This is a genomic window from Methylobacterium sp. AC690, assembly GCF_979256535.1.
Genome location: NZ_CEEDOX010000010.1, coordinates 43,077 through 65,734 on the forward strand (window position 1 = coordinate 43,077; position 22,658 = coordinate 65,734).

Annotated in this window: 21 protein-coding genes; 11 read left to right on the forward strand and 10 right to left on the reverse strand. The window is 71.8% G+C overall.

Annotated features, from left to right (window positions below):
* Positions 1–31: 31 nt before the first annotated feature.
* Positions 32–952 carry a LysR family transcriptional regulator gene (locus AC0IY1_RS13050; protein ID WP_471770068.1) on the reverse strand — a complete coding sequence of 307 codons (921 nt, stop codon included), beginning with the start codon at positions 950–952 and terminating at the stop codon, positions 32–34.
* A gap of 91 nt (positions 953–1,043) precedes the next feature.
* Here AC0IY1_RS13050 and AC0IY1_RS13055 point away from each other — a divergent pair, with 91 nt between their 5' ends.
* Together AC0IY1_RS13055 and AC0IY1_RS13060 are read left to right on the forward strand one after the other, a co-directional pair.
* A complete protein-coding gene (locus tag AC0IY1_RS13055; protein WP_471770070.1) occupies positions 1,044–1,889 on the forward strand; it encodes an NAD(P)H-dependent oxidoreductase in 846 nt (281 codons plus the stop codon).
* On the forward strand, positions 1,883–2,884 hold the full coding sequence (locus AC0IY1_RS13060) for a P1 family peptidase (protein WP_471770072.1): 1,002 nt from the start codon (positions 1,883–1,885) through the stop codon (positions 2,882–2,884). Before AC0IY1_RS13055 ends, AC0IY1_RS13060 begins: the two co-directional genes overlap by 7 nt.
* Before the next feature lie 91 nt (positions 2,885–2,975).
* Here the strand turns inward: AC0IY1_RS13060 and AC0IY1_RS13065 are convergent, their stop codons facing one another.
* Positions 2,976–3,260, reverse strand: a complete 285-nt coding sequence (locus tag AC0IY1_RS13065) for a hypothetical protein (RefSeq protein ID WP_103709432.1) — start codon at positions 3,258–3,260, stop codon at positions 2,976–2,978.
* A 22-nt stretch (positions 3,261–3,282) separates the two neighbouring features.
* Positions 3,283–3,489 (reverse strand): hypothetical protein, encoded by a 207-nt coding sequence (locus tag AC0IY1_RS13070; RefSeq protein ID WP_055949090.1) that lies wholly within the window; start codon positions 3,487–3,489, stop codon positions 3,283–3,285.
* A gap of 476 nt (positions 3,490–3,965) precedes the next feature.
* Here AC0IY1_RS13070 and AC0IY1_RS13075 point away from each other — a divergent pair, with 476 nt between their 5' ends.
* Positions 3,966–5,534, forward strand: coding sequence for a helicase HerA domain-containing protein (locus tag AC0IY1_RS13075; protein ID WP_055949093.1), 1,569 nt, complete (start codon positions 3,966–3,968; stop codon positions 5,532–5,534).
* A gap of 173 nt (positions 5,535–5,707) precedes the next feature.
* Here the strand turns inward: AC0IY1_RS13075 and AC0IY1_RS13080 are convergent, their stop codons facing one another.
* On the reverse strand, positions 5,708–6,745 hold the full coding sequence (locus AC0IY1_RS13080) for an ABC transporter substrate-binding protein (protein WP_471770074.1): 1,038 nt from the start codon (positions 6,743–6,745) through the stop codon (positions 5,708–5,710).
* Between the two features lie 360 nt (positions 6,746–7,105).
* Here AC0IY1_RS13080 and AC0IY1_RS13085 point away from each other — a divergent pair, with 360 nt between their 5' ends.
* Positions 7,106–7,519 (forward strand): DUF3597 domain-containing protein, encoded by a 414-nt coding sequence (locus AC0IY1_RS13085; protein ID WP_055949101.1) that lies wholly within the window; start codon positions 7,106–7,108, stop codon positions 7,517–7,519.
* 218 nt (positions 7,520–7,737) lie between these two features.
* On the opposite strand, the gene AC0IY1_RS13090 is transcribed toward AC0IY1_RS13085, so the two are convergent.
* A complete protein-coding gene (locus tag AC0IY1_RS13090; protein ID WP_055949103.1) occupies positions 7,738–8,631 on the reverse strand; it encodes an ATP-binding protein in 894 nt (297 codons plus the stop codon).
* A 259-nt stretch (positions 8,632–8,890) separates the two neighbouring features.
* Here AC0IY1_RS13090 and yajC point away from each other — a divergent pair, with 259 nt between their 5' ends.
* The 5 genes from yajC (at position 8,891) to AC0IY1_RS13115 (ending at position 13,257) form a co-directional block, all read left to right on the forward strand.
* Complete coding sequence (yajC, locus tag AC0IY1_RS13095) at positions 8,891–9,226, forward strand: preprotein translocase subunit YajC (protein ID WP_055949106.1); 336 nt, start codon at positions 8,891–8,893, stop codon at positions 9,224–9,226.
* 121 nt (positions 9,227–9,347) lie between these two features.
* Positions 9,348–10,958 (forward strand): protein translocase subunit SecD, encoded by a 1,611-nt coding sequence (gene secD / locus AC0IY1_RS13100; RefSeq protein WP_471770076.1) that lies wholly within the window; start codon positions 9,348–9,350, stop codon positions 10,956–10,958.
* Positions 10,959–11,034: 76 nt separating this feature from the next.
* Positions 11,035–11,982 carry a protein translocase subunit SecF gene (gene secF / locus AC0IY1_RS13105; protein WP_055949114.1) on the forward strand — a complete coding sequence of 316 codons (948 nt, stop codon included), beginning with the start codon at positions 11,035–11,037 and terminating at the stop codon, positions 11,980–11,982.
* A 7-nt stretch (positions 11,983–11,989) separates the two neighbouring features.
* Positions 11,990–12,379, forward strand: coding sequence for an Mth938-like domain-containing protein (locus tag AC0IY1_RS13110; protein WP_055949117.1), 390 nt, complete (start codon positions 11,990–11,992; stop codon positions 12,377–12,379).
* Positions 12,376–13,257 (forward strand): phytoene/squalene synthase family protein, encoded by an 882-nt coding sequence (locus AC0IY1_RS13115; RefSeq protein ID WP_055949120.1) that lies wholly within the window; start codon positions 12,376–12,378, stop codon positions 13,255–13,257. The genes AC0IY1_RS13110 and AC0IY1_RS13115 overlap by 4 nt, the downstream gene beginning before the upstream one ends.
* A gap of 171 nt (positions 13,258–13,428) precedes the next feature.
* On the opposite strand, the gene AC0IY1_RS13120 is transcribed toward AC0IY1_RS13115, so the two are convergent.
* Entirely contained in the window at positions 13,429–14,352 is a 924-nt protein-coding gene (locus tag AC0IY1_RS13120) for a manganese catalase family protein (protein WP_055949125.1), read from the reverse strand.
* Positions 14,353–14,630: 278 nt separating this feature from the next.
* Between AC0IY1_RS13120 and AC0IY1_RS13125 the strand changes: the two genes are divergently transcribed.
* Both AC0IY1_RS13125 and AC0IY1_RS13130 read left to right on the forward strand, forming a co-directional pair.
* Positions 14,631–16,349, forward strand: a complete 1,719-nt coding sequence (locus AC0IY1_RS13125; RefSeq protein ID WP_055949243.1) for an L-lactate permease — start codon at positions 14,631–14,633, stop codon at positions 16,347–16,349.
* Positions 16,350–16,528: 179 nt separating this feature from the next.
* Positions 16,529–17,059, forward strand: coding sequence for a GNAT family N-acetyltransferase (locus AC0IY1_RS13130; protein WP_103709428.1), 531 nt, complete (start codon positions 16,529–16,531; stop codon positions 17,057–17,059).
* Here AC0IY1_RS13130 and tcuC read toward each other — a convergent pair.
* The 4 genes from tcuC to AC0IY1_RS13150 all read right to left on the reverse strand — a co-directional run bounded on the left by tcuC (position 17,040) and on the right by AC0IY1_RS13150 (position 22,512).
* A complete protein-coding gene (gene tcuC / locus AC0IY1_RS13135; RefSeq protein WP_471770079.1) occupies positions 17,040–18,362 on the reverse strand; it encodes a tricarballylate/proton symporter TcuC in 1,323 nt (440 codons plus the stop codon). The two genes, AC0IY1_RS13130 and tcuC, sit on opposite strands and share 20 nt — an antisense overlap.
* A 135-nt stretch (positions 18,363–18,497) precedes the next feature.
* Complete coding sequence (gene trmFO / locus AC0IY1_RS13140) at positions 18,498–19,916, reverse strand: methylenetetrahydrofolate--tRNA-(uracil(54)-C(5))-methyltransferase (FADH(2)-oxidizing) TrmFO (RefSeq protein ID WP_103709426.1); 1,419 nt, start codon at positions 19,914–19,916, stop codon at positions 18,498–18,500.
* Positions 19,917–20,015: 99 nt separating this feature from the next.
* Positions 20,016–20,990, reverse strand: coding sequence for a S1C family serine protease (locus tag AC0IY1_RS13145; RefSeq protein ID WP_055949137.1), 975 nt, complete (start codon positions 20,988–20,990; stop codon positions 20,016–20,018).
* Positions 20,991–21,108: 118 nt separating this feature from the next.
* Positions 21,109–22,512, reverse strand: coding sequence for an FAD-binding oxidoreductase (locus tag AC0IY1_RS13150; protein WP_055949140.1), 1,404 nt, complete (start codon positions 22,510–22,512; stop codon positions 21,109–21,111).
* Positions 22,513–22,658: the final 146 nt, after the last annotated feature.

Sequence of the window (22,658 nt, forward strand, 5' to 3'; positions counted from 1 at the left end):
GGCGGCGTCGCACCGGGGGCGGTCGCGGCGGTCACGCCCGGATGAGGCCGGGGAGCCCCGCCAGGGACGCCGCGAGCGCATCGACCAGCATGCGAACGCGCGTGATGCGCGTGCGACCGGGCACCATCAGAAGGGAGAGGGGCACGGGTTCGGGGGTGACGTCCGGCAGGATCTGTTCGAGGGTCCCGTCCGCCAGCAGGTCGTCGACGAGCCAGAGATGCGCGACCGCGATGCCCCGCCCCCGCGCCAGGGCCTCGCGGGCCGCCAAGCCGTGATCGACCCGCAGGCGTCCGTCGAAGGGGACGCGGACCTCTGCGCCGTCCGGCCCGCGCAGGGGGACGATCGCACTCCCGGCGACGTTGCTCATGCGGATCGCGGCGTGGCCCGCGAGGTCGGCGAGCGTCCGCGGCCTGCCCCGCTCGGCGAGATAGGCCCGGGAGGCCACCAGGATGCGGCGTGACTGGCCGAGGGTCCGGCCCTGCAGCGTGCTGTCGGCGAGGGGGCCGAGCCGGATCGCCACGTCGACCGCCTCCTGCACGAGGTCGATGCGGGTGTCGGAGAGGCTGAGGTCGACCACGATCCCCGGGTGGCGATCCTGGATGGCGAAGACCATCCCGCAGACGTGCCGGATTCCCAGGGCCGCGGTGCAGGACACCCGGATCGTGCCCGTCAGGCCGCCGCCGGCGCTCCGGGCCCCGTCCGTCGCCTCGTCCACCAGCCGCAGGATGGTGCGGGCCTCTTCGTGGTAGCGCCGGCCCTCGTCGGTGAGGGTGACGCGCCGGGTGGTCCGGTTGAGGAGCGTGACCCCGAGCACGCTTTCGAGGTCCGCCACGTGGCGCGAGACGGTCGATTGTCCCACGCGCTGCTCGCGCGCCACCGCGGACAGGCTGCCGCGCTCCGCCACGCGCACGAAGCTGCGCATGCGCTCCAGGGTGACGCCCGATCGATCCATTGCGCGGCATGATCCTATCCGTTTCCGTCAGCTACCGGATGGATCGCGCCGCGCCTAGCCTCGTGCCTCCCTCCTCCGGTGAGCCGCAAGCATGAAGATCCTCGTCGTCTCCGCCCATCCCGACGCCGCATCCCTGACCAACGCCCTGCGCGCCGTGGCGGTGGCCGCACTCCTGGCCGAGGGGCACGAGGTCCGCGTGACCGACCTCTACGCCATCAACTGGAAATCCGCGGTCGACTGGCGCGATTTCCCCGCCCTCCCGGCGTCCGAGCGCCTGCGGGTGCCCGCGGCCTCCGGCGCGGCGTTCGCCGGCGGGCGCCTCACGCAGGACGTGGTCGCCGCACAGGCCGACCTGCTCTGGGCCGATGCCCTGATCCTGGCGTTTCCGCTCTGGTGGTTCTCCATGCCGGCGATCCTGAAAGGCTGGATCGACCGGGTCTACACGTTCGGCTTCGCCTACGGCGTCGGCGAGCACAGCGAGACACGCTGGGGGGATCGCTACGGAGAGGGCACGCTCGCCGGCAAGCGCGCGATGCTCGTGGTCACGGCCGGAGGCTGGCCGTCGCATTACGGCCCGCGCGGGATCAACGGGCCGATCGACGACCTGCTCTTCCCCATCCAGCACGGCGTGCTGTTCTATCCGGGCTACGACGTGCTGCCGCCGTTCGTCGTGTACCGGGCGGACCGGATGGACGCGGCCACGTTCGACCGGACCGCCGCGGCCCTGGAGGACCGGATGCGGACCCTGTTCGCGATCCCGGCGATTCCGTTCCGGCGCCAGAACGGCGGGGATTACACGATGCCCGCGATGGAGCTACGCTCCGAGGCGGCCGGACCGGCTGCGACCGGCTTCGACGCCCACCGCGCGGCGGCGCCCGAGGCGGAGGGTTCGATCCGCGGATCGCGAGGGACATCCTCCGGGGAGGCGCCGTGCTGACCAACCGCATCACCGACATCGCCGGCCTTCGGGTCGGCCACGCCACCGATCTGCGGCGCGCCAGCGGCGTCACCGCGCTCCTGTTCGACGAACCCGTGGTGGCGGGCGTCGACGTGCGCGGCGGCGGGCCCGGCACCCGCGAGACCGACCTCCTCGACCCCGAGCGCAGCGTGGAGCGCATCGACGCCCTGGTGCTCTCCGGCGGCTCGGCCTTCGGCCTCGACGCCGCCGCCGGCGTCGCCGCCCACCTGGCCGAGACCGGGCGCGGCTTTCCCGTCGGCCCGGCCCGGGTCCCGATCGTGCCGGCCGCGATCCTGTTCGATCTCCTCAACGGCGGCGACAAGGCCTGGGGCCGGTTCTCGCCCTATCGCGACCTCGGCTACGCCGCTGCGGTGGCGGCGACGCGCGACGTCGCCCTCGGCTCCGTCGGCGCCGGCACAGGGGCGGCCACCGCCAACCTGAAGGGCGGGATCGGCTCGGCCTCGGCGGCGGTCGCGGGCTTGGGCATCCGCGTCGGCGCCCTGGTGGCGGTGAACGCCTTCGGCCGGGCGACGGTGGGGGCGGGGCCGCATTTCTGGGCCGGCCCCTACGAGGTCGGCGCCGAGTTCGGCGGCCTCGGGCTCCCCGCCGCGATGCCGGCCGACGCCTTCGACTGGCCGCGCAAGGCCCTGTCCGGGGCCGGGGCCAGCACCACCCTGGCGGTGGTCGCCACCGACGCCGTCCTCACCAAGGCGCAGGCGCGCCGCCTCGCCGTGATGGCCCAGGACGGCCTCGCCCGGGCGATCCAGCCGGTCCACACGCCGCTCGACGGCGACGCCGTCTTCGCCGTGGCCACCGGCCGGGTTCCCCTCGCCGACCCGGTCATCGACCTGGCGCGGATCGGCGACGCGGCGGCGCGCACCCTCGCCCGCGCGGTGGCGATCGGGGTGCATCGCGCCACGGTCCCGCCCGGATGGGCCGGGCCACCGGCCTGGGTCGACCGCTTCGACGGGTGACGACCGGACGGCTCCGGCGCCGGCCGCGTTCGGACGGTTTCAGGGTGGGCCGCGTTCGGACGGCTTCAGGATGGGCCGCGTTCGGACGGTTTCAGGATGGGCCGAGTTCGGCCTTGGCGTCCGCGATGAGGCCGGCGAGGCCCGCATCGACCTCGGCGCCGAGCATCCTGCGCTCGGCCTCCGTCAGGTCGGCGGCCCAGCCGCGCTGGCCGAAGCCCTCCGCGCACTTGGCCCGCTCGGCCGCGAGATAGGCCTCGGTCTCGGCCGGCTGGGTGCGCATGGCCTGGACGAGGCCGAACCAGGCCGCGCGCTCCACCACCGCGAGGCGGGCCCGCAGGCGGATCATCACCGCGCGCTCGGGGCTGACATCGTCCATCGGCTGCTCCGCTCCGGCCGGCTCAGCGCCGCGGTTCGCAGCGCGTCTTCACGTAGGTGTTCTCCGCGCTGCCGCGCCCGGCACTGGCGGCGAGCACCGGTCCCTGCACCAGGCATTCCTGCAGGGTGTGGGCCGGACCGGTGATGATGTCGAGGGCCGTCTCGCGGGAGCAATCCGGAGCCTGGACGGTGGAGGCGCAGACGAGGGCGACGACGAGGATCGGGTTCATGCCCGGAGTAACTGGGTCGGGGCTCCCGTGCGGCAAGGGCCTCTCCCGCATTCGTGTGCAACTTAGTGCCGGTTGGTGCCGGCCCGCCGCAGCGCGTCCTCGGCCGATCGCCGGGCCGCCGGGGCCCGTCCTCGGCCGATCATAGCCGATCATGGCCAATCAGGCTTGGACAGGCCGATGTTTCCCGTTTGTTCGTGCGTCCATCCGGACACCTGCCGCCGGATAAGGAAATGAACCTAGGACAAAACACACAGGCACAAAAGCCTAGGACAGAATACAGGGGTCCACCGCGGCACCTCGAACGAAAGAAGAACACATCGCGACCGGCCGGCGCCCTCGCCCCCGGGGTGCGGCCCCTGGCCTGTGGATGCCGGCGGCGCGGGCCGGACCCGCCGGCGGACGCGCGTGTTAAGACCTTCGTGCGAGAGCTGAGGGCGCGCCGGGGAACCAGCCCCGGGGCGAGAGCCGGAGCAGGCATGACGGTCGGCATCGAGATGGGTCTGAGCATGGGGCCGGGGGCTGAGCCCGCGCGCCTCGACCTCGAGGAGCTCCTGGCCACGCGTCTCCTGGTCCAGGGCAATTCGGGCTCGGGCAAGTCGCACCTGCTGCGGCGCCTGCTGGAGCAGAGCGCGGGCGCGGTGCAGCAGGTGGTGATCGACCCCGAGGGCGACTTCGTCACCCTGGCCGAGGCCTACGGCCACGTGGTGGTGGACGGGGCCCACGGGGAGGCCGACCTCCAGGCCATCGCCGCGCGGGTGCGGGCGCACCGGGTCTCGGTGGTGCTCACCCTGGAGAGCCTCGACATGGAGGCGCAGATGCGCGCCGCGGCCGCCTTCCTGGGCGGGCTGTTCGAGGCCGAGCGCACCCACTGGCACCCCGCCCTCATCGTGGTCGACGAGGCGCAGATCTTCGCCCCGGCGGCGGCGGGCGACGTCTCGGACGAGGCCCGCAAGGCCTCGCTCGGCGCCATGACCAACCTGATGTGCCGGGGCCGCAAGCGGGGCTTGGCCGGCATCATCGCGACGCAGCGCCTCGCCAAGCTCGCCAAGAACGTGGCGGCCGAGGCCACCAACTTCCTGATGGGCCGCACCTTCCTCGACATCGACATGGCCCGTGCCGCCGACCTCCTGGGCCTCGACCGGCGCGGCGCCGAGCGCTTTCGCGACCTGTCGCGGGGCGAGTTCGTCGCCCTCGGCCCGGCCCTGAGCCGGCGGCCCCTGGCGCTGCGCATCGGTCCGGTGACGACCTCGGCGCGCTCGGGCTCGCCCAAGCTGGTGCCGCTGCCCGCCCCGGCGGATGCGGACCTGCGCGCCCTCATCCTCACCCGCTCGCCCGACGAGCCGGCGCAGGCCTGGGCGCCGGCGCCGCGCACCCCGCCGGCGCCGCGGGCCACGCCGGCCGACCTCATGCGCGAGCTCAGCGCCTACCGGCCCGAGCCGGTGGAGGCGCCCACGCCCCTCAGCGAGGAGGAGATCCGGGCCGGGCTCGACACGGTCCTGCGGGGCATCGCCGCCGACCCCGATGCCGGCGGCCAGCCGGTGGCGGTGGTCTACCAGGACTTCCTCGTGCGCTGCCGCATGCGCGGCCTCGACGGCGAGGCGATCAGCCTGGCCGCCTTCCGCCGCCGCCTCGGCGTCGCCCGCGCCGGGTTCGACGGGGCCGACGTCGCCCCGGACGAGGCGGACGGGCGCTGGGAGGAGGCGCAAGGGGTCGCCGCCACCCTGCCGGACGAGGTCCAGGGCCTGTTCCTGCTCCTCGCCCGGGCGGCGCTCGCCGGCGAGCCCTGCCCCGGCGACGAGGCCCTGGCGCGGGCGATCGGCAGCCGCTCGCCCGGCCGGGCCCGGCGCCTGCTCGCCTACGTGGAGACCCGCGGCACCATCGTCTGCCGCATGGATTACCGCGGCAACCGCATCGTCGCCCTGCCGGCCCTGGCCTGCGAGACCGGACCCGGCGACCCCAAGGCACCGTTGGAGGCGAAGCCCGGCACCGCGTCCCCGCCGGCCGACCCAGAATCCGGCCTGCCCGGGCTGTTCGCAGCCGAGTAGGCCCGCTGACGGCCTCCGTTGGCCCGATCCGCGTGATCCCCTGGGGGAGGGCGGATCGGGGCCGGTCTCGTTTCGCGCCGGTTGACCCCGCGCCGTGTTGCCGATCCGGGTCCCGGGGCTCCGGCGGGCTCACCCAGGCGCGGCGTGCCCGGGACCGGGGCTGACAGGATGCCTCAGCGCTTCGTGGCGGCTTCGTAGTATTTCGGCTCGAACAGGCCCTCCAGGGGCACGTCCTTGTCGAGGGTGCCGATGGAGACCTGGTAGGCCTGCATCGCCTTCGTCGCCGCGATGATCTGGCGCGGATCGGCGGTGAACCGGGCGGCCGGCGAGGTCAGCGCCTTGGTGATGGTCGCGGTGTCGGTGATGCCCTTGCCGAGGGCCGCCTCCACGGGCTTGGCCGCGCGGGCCGGGTCGCTCTTCAGGAGCTCGGTGGCGCGCATCACGGCCGTCACCAGGCCCTCCACGGCGGCGGGGTTCTTGTCGGCGAAGGCGCCGAACACGCCCACCACGGTGCCCGGCTGGTCGGGGAACATCTCGCCCCCGGTGGCGATCAGCTTGATGGCGGGATTGCGCATCTGCACGATGGTGAGCGCCGGCTCGCGGATCGAGGCGCCGTCGACGGCCCCGGCCAGCATCGCCTGCTGGGTCGCGTCGATGCCCATCGCCACCACCTCGGCATTGGCCTTGTCGGCCTTGGCCACCTGCCAGAGCCAGTGCTGCAGGGTGGTGTTGGGCACCGAGCCCGCCGGCTGGGTGGCGAGGCGGGCGGCCTTGCCCTCCTTGGCCCGGAACTTCGCGAAGGCCTCCGCCTTGTCGGCGCCGTCGGCGAAGTAGGGGGCGAGCTTCGGGCCCGCCACGAACACCATCTCCTCGATGGCGGTGGCGGCCACCACCCGCACGTCGATGCCCTTGGTGCGGGCCACGGCCAGCGGCGCGACGCCCGCGACGTAGACGTCGATGGTGCCGGAGGCCAGGGCCTGGATCATGTTCGGGCCGGATTCGAAGGTGGTGAAGGTGGGGGCGAGGCCCGCCTCCTTGAGCCAGCCCTCGCCGTTGGCCACGAAGACCGGCGCCGCGCCGATCACCGGGATGACGCCGATGCGGACCGGGACCGGGGCGGCGGTCTGCGCCGCGGACGGTCCGGCGGCGAGGAGACCCGCGCAGGCGGCGAGGGTGGCGGCGAAGGTGGCAGTCCGGCGGGTCAGGCGCATCGGGTGGTTCCGGTCAGGGGCAGGCCGAACCCGGGCCCGCACGCGGCGGGACGGCGTGCGGCGGGGCCGGGGACGAGGATGCCGCGCAGTGGCACGCACGGGACCGCAGCGCAAGAATCCGCTCCGGTCTCGGCGTCCCGCCCCGGATGTTTAGGGTTTTCATCTCTCCGTGCCGTGTAAGGGAGAAGCGGAATCTCCCGCCGGCGAAGAACCGGAGCACGGACCGGCACGGTCGGGAACCCACCGGATTCGGACGGGCCGTCCGGTGATCTGTCTCGTTACGGGAACGCGGCCGGACGCCTGTCGTTGTCACCCCGTCGCGGCACCGGCCGCCGACGTGAGATTGAGGGAAACCCCGTTATGAGCCTCCTCGGCAGCATCGTCAGCAAGATCCTCCACCCCTTCGGCGGCGGCGACGCGCAGGCCAAGCCGTCCGAGGCGAACGCACAGCCCTCCGCCGGCGGCTCGGATGCCCCCGCCTCGACCCCCACCAGCACCGGCGCCCCGGCCGGCGGTCCCGTCGACGTCGAGCAGGTCCTCAACGGCATGGCGGCGAAGAATTCGCAGTCCCTGAACTGGCGCACCTCGATCGTCGACCTGATGAAGCTCCTCGATCTCGATTCGAGCCTCACCGCCCGCAAGCAGCTCGCCGACGAGCTGCACTACACCGGCGACAAGGAGGACTCGGCCACGATGAACGTCTGGCTGCACAAGCAGGTCATCAAGAAGCTCGAGGAGAACGGCGGCAAGGTGCCGGCCGATCTCAAGGATTGATTCCTGATCAAAGGTTCGGCTTGGCCTGATTTCGGCTTGGCCTGATTCAGGGTGACGCCCGAGGGGGCAGGGGACATCGTCCTCTGCCCTTTTCGTTTGACCTGCGGTTCCCGGCCCTCGGCCGCGGCGCAGACGGAGCCGTCGCCCCCCGCTGCGCCGCCGGGGCGCGCGACGACGACCCGGGAAGACGGCGCGCAACGACGAGCCGGGAGCCCGCCTCAGCCCTCCAGCCGCTGCCCCAGGCGTCCGGCGAGATCCTGGATGAACTGGAACGCGGTGCGGCCCGAGCGGGAGCCGCGGGTGGTCGCCCATTCGAGGGCCTCGGCCCGGACGCTTTCGGGATCGGCCCGGAGGCCGTGCCGCGCCACGTAGGCGCGGATCATCGCCAGGTACTCGTCCTGGCTGCACTTGTGGAAGCCGAGCCAGAGGCCGAAGCGGTCCGAGAGCGAGACCTTCTCCTCCACCGCCTCGCCCGGATTGATCGCCGTGGAGCGCTCGTTCTCCACCATGTCCCGGGCCAGCAGGTGGCGCCGGTTCGAGGTGGCGTAGAACAGCACGTTCTCGGGGCGTCCCTCGATGCCGCCGTCCAGCGCCGTCTTCAGGGACTTGTACGAGGTGTCGTCGCCGTCGAAGGAGAGGTCGTCGCAGAAGACGATCCAGCGATGGGCGTCGCCCCGCAGCGTCGCCATCAGGTCGGGCAGCGCCTCGATGTCCTCGCGGTGGATCTCCACCAGCTTCAGGGGGAGGGCGCCGGGCGCCCGCGCGGCATTGATCTCGGCCTGCGCCGCCTTGACCAGCGAGGACTTGCCCATGCCGCGCGCGCCCCAGAGGAGCGCGTTGTTGGCCGGCAGGCCGTCGGCGAAGCGCTGGGTGTTCTCCACCAGGGTGTCGCGGGCCCGGTCGATGCCGGTGAGCAGGCCGATCGCCACCCGGTTGACCTTAGCCACCGGGATCAGCCGGCGCTCCGGTCCCCACAGGAAGGCGTCCGCGGCCGTCAGGTCGACGGGCGCGCGGGAGGCGGGGGCGGCGCGCTCCAGGGCGGCGGCGATCCGCTCCAGCACCGGCAGGAACGCCGCAAGGGCGGAGGAGTCGGCGGGGGGCGTGGCGGTCATGGACGGTTCCTCGAAACGCGGGGTCGAGCGATGGGGCCGTGGCGACGGGTGCCGTGCTTTACGGTGCCGGCGCGCCGCGATGAACCCGATAAATCGCGTCGCGGCCGGCGATTTGCGGCCCGCTGACCCATTCGCCTCACCCGGGCGGCGTTGCTTTCACTTAGGCCCTGGCTATAGTCCGCGCGCTTTTTGGCAAGCCCGGACGCCCCCTCGACCGAGGGTCTGGCGGCGCGGGCCTTATCCTCGAGGAGTCACCCGCTTGATCACCCCCGCCTTCGCGCAAGGGGCCACCTCGGCCGCTGGCGGAGCGGACATCGCCTTGCAGGTGGTGCCGTTCGTCCTCATCTTCGTGATCATGTACTTCCTGATCCTGCGCCCGCAGCAGCGCCGCGTGAAGGAGCATCAGAACATGGTCAAGAACGTCCGCCGCGACGACACCGTCGTCACCACCGGCGGCATCGTCGGCCGTGTCACCAAGGTCGCCGACGAGGCCTCGGAGATCGAGGTCGAGATCGCGCCCAACGTCCGCGTCAAGGTCGTGCGCGCGATGATCTCGGAAGTCCGCGTCAAGGGCGCGCCGGTCAAGGCCGCCTGACGCAAGGCCGCCTGACGGCAGCCACCCGGTCATACGGGTGGGGATTGCGGGCGGGGATTGCGGGCGGGGCACAAGGGCCCGCATCGCCCCTGAGAACACGGACACAGGACGGACCCGGCGGATGCTGCGCTTCTCGAGAACCAAGATCGTCACGACGCTGGCCGTCATCCTGATCGGCCTCAGCCTCGCCGTGCCGAGCTTCTTCTCGGCCGAGCAGCGCGCCGGCTTCATGGCCTCGCTCCCGAGCTGGTTCCCGAGCTGGATCGTGCCCCAGCGCGCCATCGTGCTGGGCCTCGACCTCCAGGGCGGCTCGCAGCTCCTCCTCGAGGTCGACCAGAACGACCTCGCCAAGTCCCTGACGACGGCCCTGCGCGACGATGTCCGCCGGGTCCTGCGCGAGGCCGGCGGCGTGACCCCGGAGGGCGGCATCCAGATCATCCCGCGCGGCGTCCAGCTCCGGATCGCGAACGAGGCCGCCCGCGCCAAGGTGCTGCCGAAGCTGCGCGAGCTCTCGCAGCCGATCTCCAACGCCCTGGTGAGCCAGGGCGGCGGCCAGACCCTCAACATCACCGAGAAGCCCGAGGGCGTGATCCAGATCACCCTGACGGATGCGGGCCTGACCGACCGGACGCGCCGGGCCGTGACCCAGGCCATCGAGGTCATCCGGCGCCGCATCGATTTCGGCGGCACCAAGGAGCCCTCGATCCAGCAGCAGGGCGCCGACCGCATCCTGGTCCAGGTCCCCGGCCTCCAGGATCCGCAGAAGCTGGAGGACCAGCTCGGCAAGACGGCCAAGCTCGAGTTCCGGATGCTGGCGGATTCGCCCTCCGGCGACGTCGACCTGCTGCCCTCCAAGGACGAGAAGGGCGCCCGCGTCCCCGTCGAGCGCCGCGTGATGGCCTCCGGCGCCGACCTCACCGACGCCCAGCCGGCCTTCGACCATCAGACCCAGGAGCCGATGGTCAGCTTCAAGTTCAACCTGAAGGGCGCCCAGAGCTTCGGCCAGGCGACCTCGGAGAATGTCGGCCGCCGCATGGCCATCGTCCTCGACAACGAGGTGGTCTCGGCGCCCCGCATCAACACGCCGATCACCGGCGGCTCCGGCCAGATCACCGGCAACTTCACCGTGGCCCAGGCCAACGAGCTCTCGATCCTGCTGCGGGCCGGCGCGCTGCCGGCCAAGCTCACCGTGGTGGAGCGCCGCGTCGTCGGCCCCGGCCTCGGCAGCGACTCGATCCAGGCCGGCAAGTACGCCACCCTGGTGGCCGGCGCCCTGGTCATCGCCTTCATGTTCGCCACCTACGGGGTGTTCGGCTTCTTCGCCAACATCGCCCTCATCGTGCACGTGGGCCTCATCCTCGGCCTGATGTCGGTGCTGGAGGCGACCATGACCCTGCCGGGCATCGCCGGCATCGTGCTCACCATCGGCACGGCGGTGGATTCCAACGTGCTGATCTACGAGCGCGTGCGCGAGGAGGTCCGGGCCGGGCGCTCCATCGTGTCGGCGCTCCAGGCCGGCTTCGACAAGGCCTTCGCCACCATCATCGATTCGAACTCGACCATGGCGATCGCCGCCCTGATCCTGTTCTTCCTCGGCTCCGGCCCCGTGAAGGGCTTCGCCGTGGTCTTCATCCTCGGCATTCTCACGACGGTCATCACCGCCGTGACCCTGACCCGGATGATGATCGCCCTGTGGTACAACATGGCGCGGCCCAAGACCCTGCCGTTCTGATCCCGGCCCTGCCGCCTCCCGGGGACGGACACGGCTTTCCCGGCCGACGTCCCGGACAAGAGTTTCGAGACCGATCATGCGCCTGCTCCGCCTCTGGCCCGACGAGTCGCACGTCGACTTCATGCGCTTCCGGCGCTTCACCTTCCCGCTCTCGGCGTTCCTGTCGGTGGCGACGGTGGTGCTGTTCCTCACCGTCGGCCTGAACTTCGGCATCGACTTCAAGGGCGGCACCCTGGTGGAGCTGCAGGCGAAGTCGAAGACGGCCGATGTCGGGGCCGTCCGCCATACCGCCAACGGCTTCGGCTTCGGCGAGACCGAGGTGCAGGAGCTCGGCGGCGAGGGCACGGTGCTGGTCCGCTTCCCCCTGCAGCCGGGCGAGCAGGGCCAGACGGCGGTGATGCAGAAGGCGCACGCCGCCTTCGACGCCGACTACGTCTTCCGCCGCACCGAGACCGTGGGGCCGCGCGTCTCGGGCGAACTCGTGCAGTCCGGCACCATCGGCGTCGTGCTCTCGGTGCTCGCCGTGCTGTTCTACCTCTGGTTCCGCTTCGAGCGGGAGCTGGCGCTGGGCGCCATCGTCGGCACCCTGCACGACATCGTGCTGACGCTCGGCGTCTTCGTCATCAGCCGCATCGAGTTCAACATGACCTCGATCGCCGCGATCCTCACCATCGTGGGCTACTCGCTCAACGAGACCGTGGTGGTGTTCGACCGGACCCGCGAGCTGATGCGGCGCTACAAGACCATTCCGACGGTGGAACTCCTCAACCTCTCGATCAACTCCACCATGTCGCGCACGGTGATGACCGCGACCTCGGCCTTCCTGTCGCTGCTCGCCCTGGTGCTGTTCGGCGGCGAGGCGATCAAGGGCTTCGCCATCGTGATGCTGGCCGGCGTCGTGATCTGCACCTACTCGGCGATCTTCGTCTCGACGCCGGTGCTGATCTATCTCGGCCTGATGCTCTCGGGCGTGAAGGCGCAGGGGCGCCCGGCCGGCGGGCGCGTGCCCCAGGCGGCGGAGTAGCGCGGGCATGGCGTCCTCCGGCAGCCTGCACGACGGCTTCGTTCCCGGGCGCCACCTCATCGACGCCTACGGGAACGGCGGCTTCCGCTTCGCCGAGATGTCGCATCGCGGCTCGATCCTGGTCACGCCGTCGGGCATCCGGGCCTGGGACGTGCGCGAGCCCCGCGCCATCGACCGGAACGCCCTTCGCCCGATCCTGGCCGAGGCCGGGACGGTCGAACTGCTCCTGATCGGAACCGGGCTCGATATCGCGCCTTTTCCTGATGCGCTCCGGCGCTGGCTGAAGGAGGGGGGCATCGGCCTCGACGTGATGCAGACGGGGGCGGCGGCGCGCACCTACAACATCCTCATGGCGGAGAACCGCAAGGTCGCCGCCGCCTTGATCGCGGTCGCATGACGGACTCGGACACCCGGACCAGCCCGGCCGAGGGCAACCTCGCCTTCGCCTTCCAGCATTGCGAGGCCCTGGTCCGGGCGGGCGATCCCGACCGCTACTTCGCCACCCTGTTCGCGCCCGCGAGCGCCCGTCCCCACCTCTTCGCCCTCATCGCCTTCAGCCTCACCGTCGCGCGGGTGCGCGAGGCCGCCTCCAACCCGATGGCCGGCGAGATCCGCCTGCAATGGTGGCGCGACGCCCTCCAGGGCGAGGCCCGCGGCGACGTGAAGGCCAACCCCGTGGCCGCCGCCCTCGACGACGCCATCGTCCGGCGCAAGCTCGGGCGCCAGCCCTTCGTCGACCTCATCGACGCCCGGGTCTTCGACCTCTACGAGGACCCGATGCCCCGGGTGAACGACCTCGAGGGCTATTGCGGCGAGACCGTCTCGGCCCTGATCCGCCTCGGCGCCCTCGTCCTCTGCGACGGGGTCGAGCCCGGCGGAGCCGCGGCGGCCGGCCATGCCGGCGTCGCCTACGGGGTCACCGGGCTCCTGCGCGCGCTGCCCTGGCACGCCCGCTCCGGCCAGGTCTACCTGCCCACCGACATCCTCAAGACCTACGGCGTCACCCGCGAGGACATCGTCACCGGGCGCGGCGGCCCCGGGCTCCTGCGCGCCACCGCCGACCTCCGGGCGCTGGCCCGCCGCCACCTCAAGGCCTACGCGGCGGCCCGCGCCACCATCGCGCCGGCGGCCCGCCCCGCCTTCCTGCCGGTGGCCCTGGTGGAGCCCTACCTCGCCGCCATGGAGCGGCCGGGCTACGACCCCCTCAACACCGTGGTCGAGATCCCGCGCTGGCGCCGTCTCTGGACCCTCTGGCGCGCCTCCCGCCGGGGCTGAGGCCCGCCATCCGTCACGAGAAAGGGCGGCCCCCGGGGGAGCCGCCCTCACGGGGTCTGAAAAAAGGGCGGCCCCCGCGGGAGCCGCCCTCATGGGCCCTGGAAAAAGGGCGGCCCCCGCGGGAGCCGCCATCACCAGGTCTAAAGAAGGGCGGAGGCGACCGGCCGTCGGTCAGCGGGCCTTCTTGGTCAGCTTCGCGGCGATCTCGAACATCTCCTCCGGGGCGTAGTCCGGGGTGAAGGCCGAGGGCACGCCGGTGAGCTGGTGGATCTTGCCGCCATCGGGCATGCCCTCGACCACGCTGAGTTCGCCCGGCGGGTCACCCGGCAGCGCCACCTCGCCGTTGCCCCAGATGCCGGCCATCTCGGTGTAGTCGCCCGGGCTGAAGGTGTAGAGCCGGCGGTGCGAGCCCTCCTGCAGGTACTTCTGGCACTCGGGGATCTTGTCGAGGTTGATGTTCGGGGTCGGCAGGAACTTCTCGATCTCGACGCCGGTGATCTTCTTGAGCGCCAGGGCGTAGGCGTGGGCGTGGACCGAGCCGCGCACGAGCAGGTAGCCGCAGACCTCGCGGCCCGTCGGGTCGGTCAGGGTCTCGTAGACGCGCAGCTTGTGCAGGCGGGCGCCGCACTCGAGGTGGAAGTTGTGCAGCAGGTCCACCACGACATTGCCCGTGGTGGTGATGAAGTCGTTGTTCCAGGAGGCGCCGTTGCTGTTGACCGGCGTGACGCCGCCGCCGTTCGACAGGAAGGCGGCCGCCAGGCGGATATCCTTCATGTCCTCGAACGGGGCCTTCGAGATGTCGCCGCCATCCGACTCGTCGCCGTCATTGTCGGGGCCGTTGTTGAGCATCGCCACGCCGTTGCTGACGAGCTCCACATGGCCGAGTTCCTCTGCGGTGATGGCAGCGACTAGGCTATAGAATGGGCGCAGCTTGGACTTGCTGCGGAAATTGAAGCTCTGGAACATGTAATTGCCCAGGGTCGACATCTCGCCATACTTGCCGCCGAGCAGCTCCTGTAGGGCCGCGGCCGCGTTCGGATCTTTCCGCTTGGGGGCAGGAAGCTCGGCCTGTAGCTTGTCGACGCGCATAAACATAGATTAATTCTCCGCTTCTGGCCAATCGGGGTCTCGACAGGCAAGTGGCCGCCGCGGGTGCATGTTCCGCCGCGCGGCCCGAATTGCGGAGGGCTCCGGGCGCGCATCCGGACCGGAAAAACCCGCGGCGGCGACGGCGATGCGCGTCGTTCCGCGTGCAACACCCTCTGAATACATGATTAACCGCGTTGAGCCGGCCGAACGGCTCTGCTAGCAACGGACCCAAGGCCCGGCATGAGATCGGGTTGCCCTGGAGGAGTACGGCGCCCGTGAACACAGTGACCACCTGGAATCAGGTCTACGACCCCTTCGGGAACGCCTGGCTCTCGACCCTGGCGGCCTCGCTGCCCGTCATCGCCCTGCTGGGCATGATCGCGAGCGGCAAGGTGCAGGCCCATATCGCGGCCGTGCTCTCCCTCGTGCTGGCCTTCTGCGTCGCCGTCTTCCTGTTCGGCATGCCGGCCGACCTCGCCACCCGCGCCTCCGCCTACGGCGTGGCGCTCGGCCTGTTCCCCATCGGCTGGATCATCCTGAACGTCATCTTCCTCTACCGCCTGACGGTGGAGAAGGGCTGGTTCGGCACCCTGCAGCAATCGGTGGCGGGCATCACCACCGACCGGCGCATCCAGCTCCTGCTGGTGGCCTTCGCCTTCGGCGCCTTCTTCGAGGGCGCGGGCGGCTTCGGCACCCCGGTGGCGGTGACGGGCGCGATCCTGATCGGCCTCGGCTTCTCGCCGCTGGCGGCCTCCGGCCTCTCGCTCATCGCCAACACCGCGCCGGTGGCCTACGGCGCCCTCGGCGCCCCCATCCAGGGCCTCGCCTCGGTGACGGGCTACGATCCCTACATCCTCGGCGCGATGATCGGCCGGCAGCTGCCGTTCTTCTCGATTCTCGTGCCGTTCTGGCTGATCTGGGTCTTCGCGGGCTTCCGCGGCATGATCAAGATCTGGCCGCCGATCCTGGTCTGCGGCGGCTCCTTCGCGGTGGCCCAGTTCCTGATCTCGAACTACGTCAACCCCTGGATCGTCGACATCGGCGCCTCGCTGATCTCGATGGGTGCCCTGGTGGCCTTCCTCAAGGTCTGGCAGCCCAAGGAGATCTGGACCTCCCCGGCCCTGCGCGGCAACGACCCCTCGATCGGCTACGTCAACGGCGGCCGTCCGGTCTCGCTCGGCGCGGCCGTGCCCGGCGACCTGCCGAAGGTGGATCTCGGTGGCCGCACCGCCACCTCGCGCGAGATCCTGATGGCCTGGGTCCCGTGGATCATCCTCTCGGTGATCGTGGCGATCTGGGGCACCGGCTGGTTCAAGGGCCTCGTCAACCCGCTCTTCACCTGGAAGTACGAGGTGCCGGGCCTGCACAACGTGATCATGAAGGTGCCGCCGGTGGTGGCGAAGGCCCACCCGGAAGCCGCCGTCTTCTCCTTCACGTACATGTCCTACACCGGCACCGGCGTGCTCTTCGCGGCGCTCATCTCCGGCCTGATCATGCGCTTCTCCCCGCTGCGCCTGATCACCGCCTATTTCGAGACGATCTGGGTGCTGCGCTACTCGCTCATCACCATCGCGGCGATGCTCGCCCTCGGCGTGCTCACCCGCTACGCCGGCGTCGACGCCACCCTCGGCCTCGCCTTCGCCGGCACGGGCATCCTCTACCCGTTCTTCGGCACGCTGCTGGGCTGGCTCGGCGTCGCGCTCACGGGGTCGGACACGGCCTCCAACGTGCTCTTCGGCGGTCTCCAGAAGATCACCTCCGAGCAGCTCGGCCTGTCGGGCATCCTCATGGCCTCGGCGAACTCGTCGGGCGGCGTGATGGGCAAGATGATCGACGCCCAGTCGATCGTCGTCGCCTCCACCGCCACCGGCTATTTCGGCCAGGAGGGCAAGATCCTGCGCTTCGTGTTCTGGCACTCGATCGTGCTGGCCTGCCTCGTGGGCGGCCTCGTGATGCTGCAGGCCTACGTGCACCCGTTCAGCGCGATGGTGATCCACCCGTAGGATCCCCGTCGAACCGACCTGCCGACGCCAGAGCCCGCCCCGGATCGCCCGGGGCGGGCTTTTTTGTGCCCGAGACCTTGCCCGAGACCTTGCCCGAGAGCCTGCCCACACCCTGCCCGTCATCTGGCCGGCGCACGCAGCGTCTTGTGCCGCGGGCCGCTTGAGGCCAAGTGCAGGGGATGTTCTTCCGCAAGCTCGCCGCGCGCTACAGCCTCGCGAACCTCAAGCCGGTCGAGACCGCGCGGCTGCGCCTCGCGCCGCTGGGGCCGTCCGACGCCGAGGCCCTGCGCGCCCTGACCGACGACCCGGCCATCACCGGGGCGGTCGACTTCCTGCCCACGCCCTTCACCCTGAAGGATGCGCGCCAGCTCATCGGCCCGGCCAAGGTGACGAAGGACTGCTTCCTCGGCGCCTGGCTGCGGGCGGACGGGGCGCTCGCGGCGGTGATCGGCCTGCACCTGCGCGGCGACCACGCCGCCGAGGTCGGCTACTGGGTCGGCGGGGCGGCGCGGGGGCAGGGGCTCGGCACCGAGGCGGTCACCGCCGCGCTGGGCCTGCTGCGCGCGCGCTTCCCCCATCGCGTCATCATCGCGCAGTGCCGCCCCGAGAACGCCGCCTCGGTCGGCCTCCTGCGCAAGGTCGGGTTTCGCGATACCGGCGACGCGGGCCAGCTGCCCGGACGCCGGATCTTCACGGTCTCGCAGGCGTGACCCGGGCCGCGGCGCCCAGCCCCGGCGCGCGGGCGCGCTGCCGGTAGATCACCACCGTGGCGAGGAGGCCGCAGGCCCCGCCGAAGGCCATCCAGAGGCCGGGGGCCGCCTTGTTGGCGGTGGCTGCGATGAGCGAGGTCGAGATCAGCGGCGTCATCCCGCCGAAGAGGGCGGTCGCCAGGGAATAGGCCAGGGAGAACCCGGCCGTGCGCACCTCCGGCGGCACGATCTCGGTGAGCGCCACCACCATGGCGCCGTTGTAGCTGCCGTACAGGAAGGACAGCCACAGCAGCACCGCCAGCATGGTCTCGAAGCTCGGATGCGCCACGAGCCAGGCCAGGGCCGGATAGGCGGTGACGAGGGTCAGGCCCGAGAACAGCAGCAGGATCGGGCGCCGGCCGATCCGGTCGGAGAGCGCCCCCATCACGGGGAGCCAGAACAGGTTCGACACCGCGACGCAGAAGGTGACGATCAGGCTGTCGGTGTCCGAGAGCTTGAGGACGTTTTTGCCGAAGGTCGGGGTGTAGACCGTGATGGCGTAGAACGCGATCGTGGTCATCGCCACCATCAGCATTCCGAGCCCGACGATCCGCCAGTTCCGCCCCAGGGTGCGCAGCACCGCGCCCACCGGCGGGTGGACCTTGCGGGCCTGGAAGGCCGGGGTCTCCTGCAGCGAGCGCCGGATGTAGAACAGGAACGGCACCAGGAGGCAGCCGATCAGGAAGGGGATGCGCCAGCCCCAGGCGCCCATCTCGGCCGGCGACAGCAGGCGGTTGAGGGCGTAGCCGATGGCCGCCGCCGCCATGATCGCCACCTGCTGGCTGCCCGACTGCCAGGCGACGTAGAAGCCCTGGCGGCCCGGGGGCGCCAGCTCGGCGAGGTAGACCGAGACGCCGCCGAGCTCGACCCCGGCGGAGAAGCCCTGGAGCAGGCGGCCGACCAGCACCAGGGCGGGCGCCAGGAGGCCGAGGGTGGCGTAGTCGGGGACCAGGGCGATCAGGATCGTGCCGGCGGCCATGATCGCCAGGGTGACGATGAGCCCCTTCCGGCGGCCGACCCGGTCCACGTAGGCCCCGAGCAGCACCGCCCCGAGGGGGCGCATGAGGAAGCCGGCCCCGAAGGTCATGAAGGTCAGCATCAGCGAGGCGAACTCGCTCTCGCTGGGGAAGAATGCCTTGGCGATGTAGGAGGCGTAGAACCCGAACGCGAAGAAGTCGAACATCTCCAGGAAGTTGCCGCTCGTCACCCGCAGGACGGCGGCGGCCCGGGAGCCGCCCTGGTCGTGGTCGGGATGGCCCGCCATCGGAGTTCCTCACCTGATACGTTCGGCCCTGGGCCCTTCATCCCAGGGTGATCGTATTTTTCCGTTGAGGCTAGGGGGAGAGGGAGGGGGCGGTGCCCCTGCGGGCGGCGTGTTCGGGACGCCGCAGCCGGACCCCTACTCGGCCGCGATCTGCGCCGGGCCGTGGCCGAGCCAGGCCGCGAGGTCGGCCCGGGCCCGGTCGGTGAGGGCCTTCTTCTTGGCCACCGCCTTTTCCGGCCCCTTCAGGCGCTTGCCGCCCTCGCCCTTGGGGGCGTGGTCGAGGGGCGGGAACAGGCCGAAATTCACGTTCATCGGCTGGAACGAGCGCGGGGCGCCGGCCTCCTCGGCCGCGATGTGGCCGCCGGTGATGTGGCCGATCAGGGCCCCCAGCGCCGTGGTGGCGGGCAGGGGCTCGAGCGACGCCCCGCGGGCCTCGGCCACCGCGAAGCGGCCGGCCATCAGGCCGATGGCGGCGCTCTCCACGTAGCCCTCGCAGCCGGTGATCTGGCCGGCGAAGCGCAAGGAGGGCCGCGCCTTCAGGCGCAGGGTCGCGTCGAGGAGGCGGGGGCTGTCGAGATAGGTGTTGCGGTGAAGGCCGCCGAGGCGGGCGAACTCGGCGTTCTCCAGGCCCGGGATCGTGCGGAACACCCGGACCTGCTCGGAATAGGTCAGCTTCGTCTGGAATCCGACCATGTTGTAGAGGGTACCGAGCGCGTTGTCCTGGCGCAGCTGGACGATGGCGCAGGCCTTCACGGTGGGGTCGTGCGGGTTGGTGAGGCCCACCGGCTTCATCGGGCCGTGGCGCAGGGTCTCGGGGCCGCGCTCGGCCATGACCTCGATCGGCAGGCAGCCGTCGAAGTAGGGCGTCGAGGCCTCCCACTCCTTGAACCCGATCTTGTCCCCCTCGACGAGCGCCTGGATGAACCGGTCGTACTGCGCGCGATCCATGGGGCAGTTGATGTAGTCCGCCCCCGTGCCGCCGGGTCCGACCTTGTCGTAGCGCGACTGGAACCAGGCCTTGCCCATGTCGATGGAATCGCGATGCACGATCGGCGCGATCGCGTCGAAGAAGGCCAGCGACTCGGCTCCGGTCAGCGCGCGGATGCCCTCCGCCAGGGACGGCGCCGTGAGGGGCCCCGTGGCGATGATGGTCCGGCCCCAGGATTCGGGCGGCAGGCCCTGGACCTCTTCCCGCGCGATGCGGATGCGCGGATGGGCCTCGAGCGCGGCGGTCACGGCCTTGGCGAAGCCCTCGCGGTCGACCGCCAGCGCCCCGCCGGCGGGCACCTGGTGCGCGTCGGCCGCGCGCAGGATCAGCGACCCGAGGGTGCGCATCTCCTGGTGCAGCAGGCCGACGGCGTTGCCGTTGGCGTCGTCCGAGCGGAACGAGTTCGAGCAGACCAGCTCGGCGAAGTCGCCCCCGTGATGGGCCTCGGTGCCGCGCACCGGACGCATCTCGTGGAGCACCACGTCGTGGCCGCTCTCGGCGATCTGCCAGGCGGCTTCCGACCCGGCGAGGCCGCCGCCGACGATATGGAGGGAGTTGTCCGTCATCGGCACGGGATAAACCCGCCGGGGGCTCGGATCAATGGAGGCCCCGATCCGGGAATTCTTGCCGATCCGAGATTCCTGGCCGATCCGGGAGGCCCCGGATCAGTGGAGCTGGGGCGAGACCAGGAAGCGCTCCCGGTCCGAGGAGGTCACCGAGAGCTTGAGGGGCTTGCCGTCGCGCTGGATCGTCAGCGGCACCCGCACGCCGGCCTCCCCGAGGGCCCAGACCTGCCGGAAGAAGCCGGCCAGATCGGCGACGGGCTCGCCCGCCACCGCCACAATGACGTCGCCCGGGCGCAGGTCCGCCGCCTCGGCGGGACCGTCGTCGGCGAGCCCCATCACGACCACGGCCTCCTCGCCGTCGCTGGCATAGAGGCCGAGCCAGGGCCGCACCGGCCGGTCGACCCGCCCGCGGGCGGTGAGGTCGTCGAGGATCGGGATCAGGAGGTCGATCGGCACGATCATGTTGATGGTCTTGGGCCCGGCGGTGCCGCCCTGCTGCAGCTGCAGCGAGCCGATGCCCAGGAGGGCCCCGTCCGGCCCGATCAGCGCCGCCCCGCCCCAGTGCGGGTGCGAGGGCGCGGTGAACAGGGCCTCGTCGAGGACGTATTCCCAGTAGCCGGCGAATTCCTGGCGGGCGACGATCTCGACGGCGAGGCTGCGCGCCCGGCCGCCGACCCCGGCCATCACTGCCCGGTCGCCGATGCGCACCGGGGCAGAGCGCCCGAGCTTCAGCGGCTTCAGCCGGAGGTCGCCCAGGGCCTGGACGAGGCCGAAGCCGGTGACCGCGTCGAAGCCGACCACGTGTCCGGGCACGGAGCGCCCGTCATGGGTGGTGAGCCAGACGGATTCCGCCTCGGTCACGAGGTAGCCGATGGTGAGGACGAGGCCGTCCTCGCCGATGACGACGCCGTTGCCGGCCCGCTCGGTGCCCAGCGTCTCGGCCGTGAAGGCCTCCGGCGGCACCCGTGTCGAGAGCGCCACCACGGCGGTGAGCGCCTGCTCGAGGTCGTAGCCGTAATCGGCGGCCTTGGGCTGGGCGGATGCGGGGATCTTCCAGTCTCCGGGCGAGGCCATGGGCGCGTCTTTCCTGCCGTCGTGTCGCGTCGTTGAGACGGGAGATAGGTCGTCGGCTCGGATTCCGACAGTCTCGGGCCGTCGAGACCCGCGCGTCGCGCCGCGATCCCGCCCCCGCTCAGGGAGCGGCGCGCAGCACCTTGCCGGGATTGAGCAGGCCCTGTGGGTCGAGGGCGCCCTTGATCCGGCGGGCGAGGGCCATCTCCTCCGGCCGGCGGTGGCGGACGAGTTCGTCGACCCGGTACTGGCCGATGCCGTGCTCGGCCGAGATGCTGCCGCCGAACCGCGCCACCGCGTCGTGGACGATGCGGTTGATGGCGTCCGATCCGTGCTCGGGGCCGATGAGGACGTTGTAGTGGATGTTGCCGTCGCCCATGTGGCCGAAGATGTTCGGCCGGGTGCCCGGCGCGCCCGCGGCCAGGGCCTCGCCCGCCGCCGCGAGGAAGTCCGGAATCGCCGGGATCGGCACCGAGACGTCGTGCTTGACGCTCTTGCCGGCCCGGGCCTCGGCCTCGGTGATGTGCTCGCGCAGGGCCCAGAGGGCGGCCGCCTGCTGGCCCGATTCGGCGAGCACGCCGTCGACGGCGTCGCCCCGCTCCAGGGCTTCGCCGAGCAGGCTCTCCACCGCCTCGCGCAGGCCCCCGAGGCTCGAGCCCGCCTCCATCAGCACGGTCCAGCCGGCGGCGGCGATCGGGCTGGCGAGGCCGGCCTGCTCGGCCACCAGGGCAAGGGACTCGCCCGCGATCAGCTCGAAGGCCTGGATGGTGTCGCCGAGGGCGTCCTGGGCCGCCCGGAGCAGGCGCAGGGCCGCCGCCGGATCGGGCACCGCCAGGAGCGCCGTGGCGGTGTGGCGCGGGCGCGGCACCAGGCGCAGGATGGCGGCGGTGACGATGCCCAGCGTGCCCTCGCTGCCGATGAAGAGCTGCTTCCAGTCGTAGCCCGCATTGTCCTTGCGCAGGGCGCGCAGGCCGTCGACCACGGTCCCGTCCGCGAGCACCACCTCGAGGCCGAGGACGAGGTTGCGGGTCATGCCGTAGCGCAGGACGTTGAGGCCGCCCGCATTGGTGGCGATGATGCCCCCGAGCATGGCCGAACCCTCCGCCGCCAGGCTGACGGGGAGGAGGCGGCCTTCCGCCTCCGCCGCATCCTGCGCCACCTTGAGGATGCAGCCGGCCTCCGCCTCCAGGGTCAGCCCGAGGGGATCGACCCGGCGGATCGCGTTCATGCGGGCGAGCGACAGCACCACCTGGCCCCCGGAGGCGTCCGGCGTTGCGCCCCCCGCAAGGCCGGTATGTCCCCCCTGGGGCACCACCGCGACGCCGGCGGCGTGGCAGGCCGCCATCACGGCCGCGACCTCGGCGGTGCCGGTCGGGCGCGCCACCGCCGCGGGGCGGCCCGGAAACAGGCGGCGCCAATCCACCGCGTAGGGCGCGAGGTCGTCCGCGCCCGTGAGCAGGCCGCCCCGACCGAGGCGGGCCTCCAGCCGGCCGAGGAGGTCGGCCTGTGCGCGCGTCTGGCTCATCGGAGGACTCCTCGTGCTGGCGGGCCGGACCGCCCGGAAAACGGGTTGCCCCGGCATTCCGGCGCCGGCCCGCCGGGTCAAGGGGGCGGCCTGACAATCACCCCCGATGTTCAAGGGCGGGCCTTGACCGGACCCGTGAACTGGCC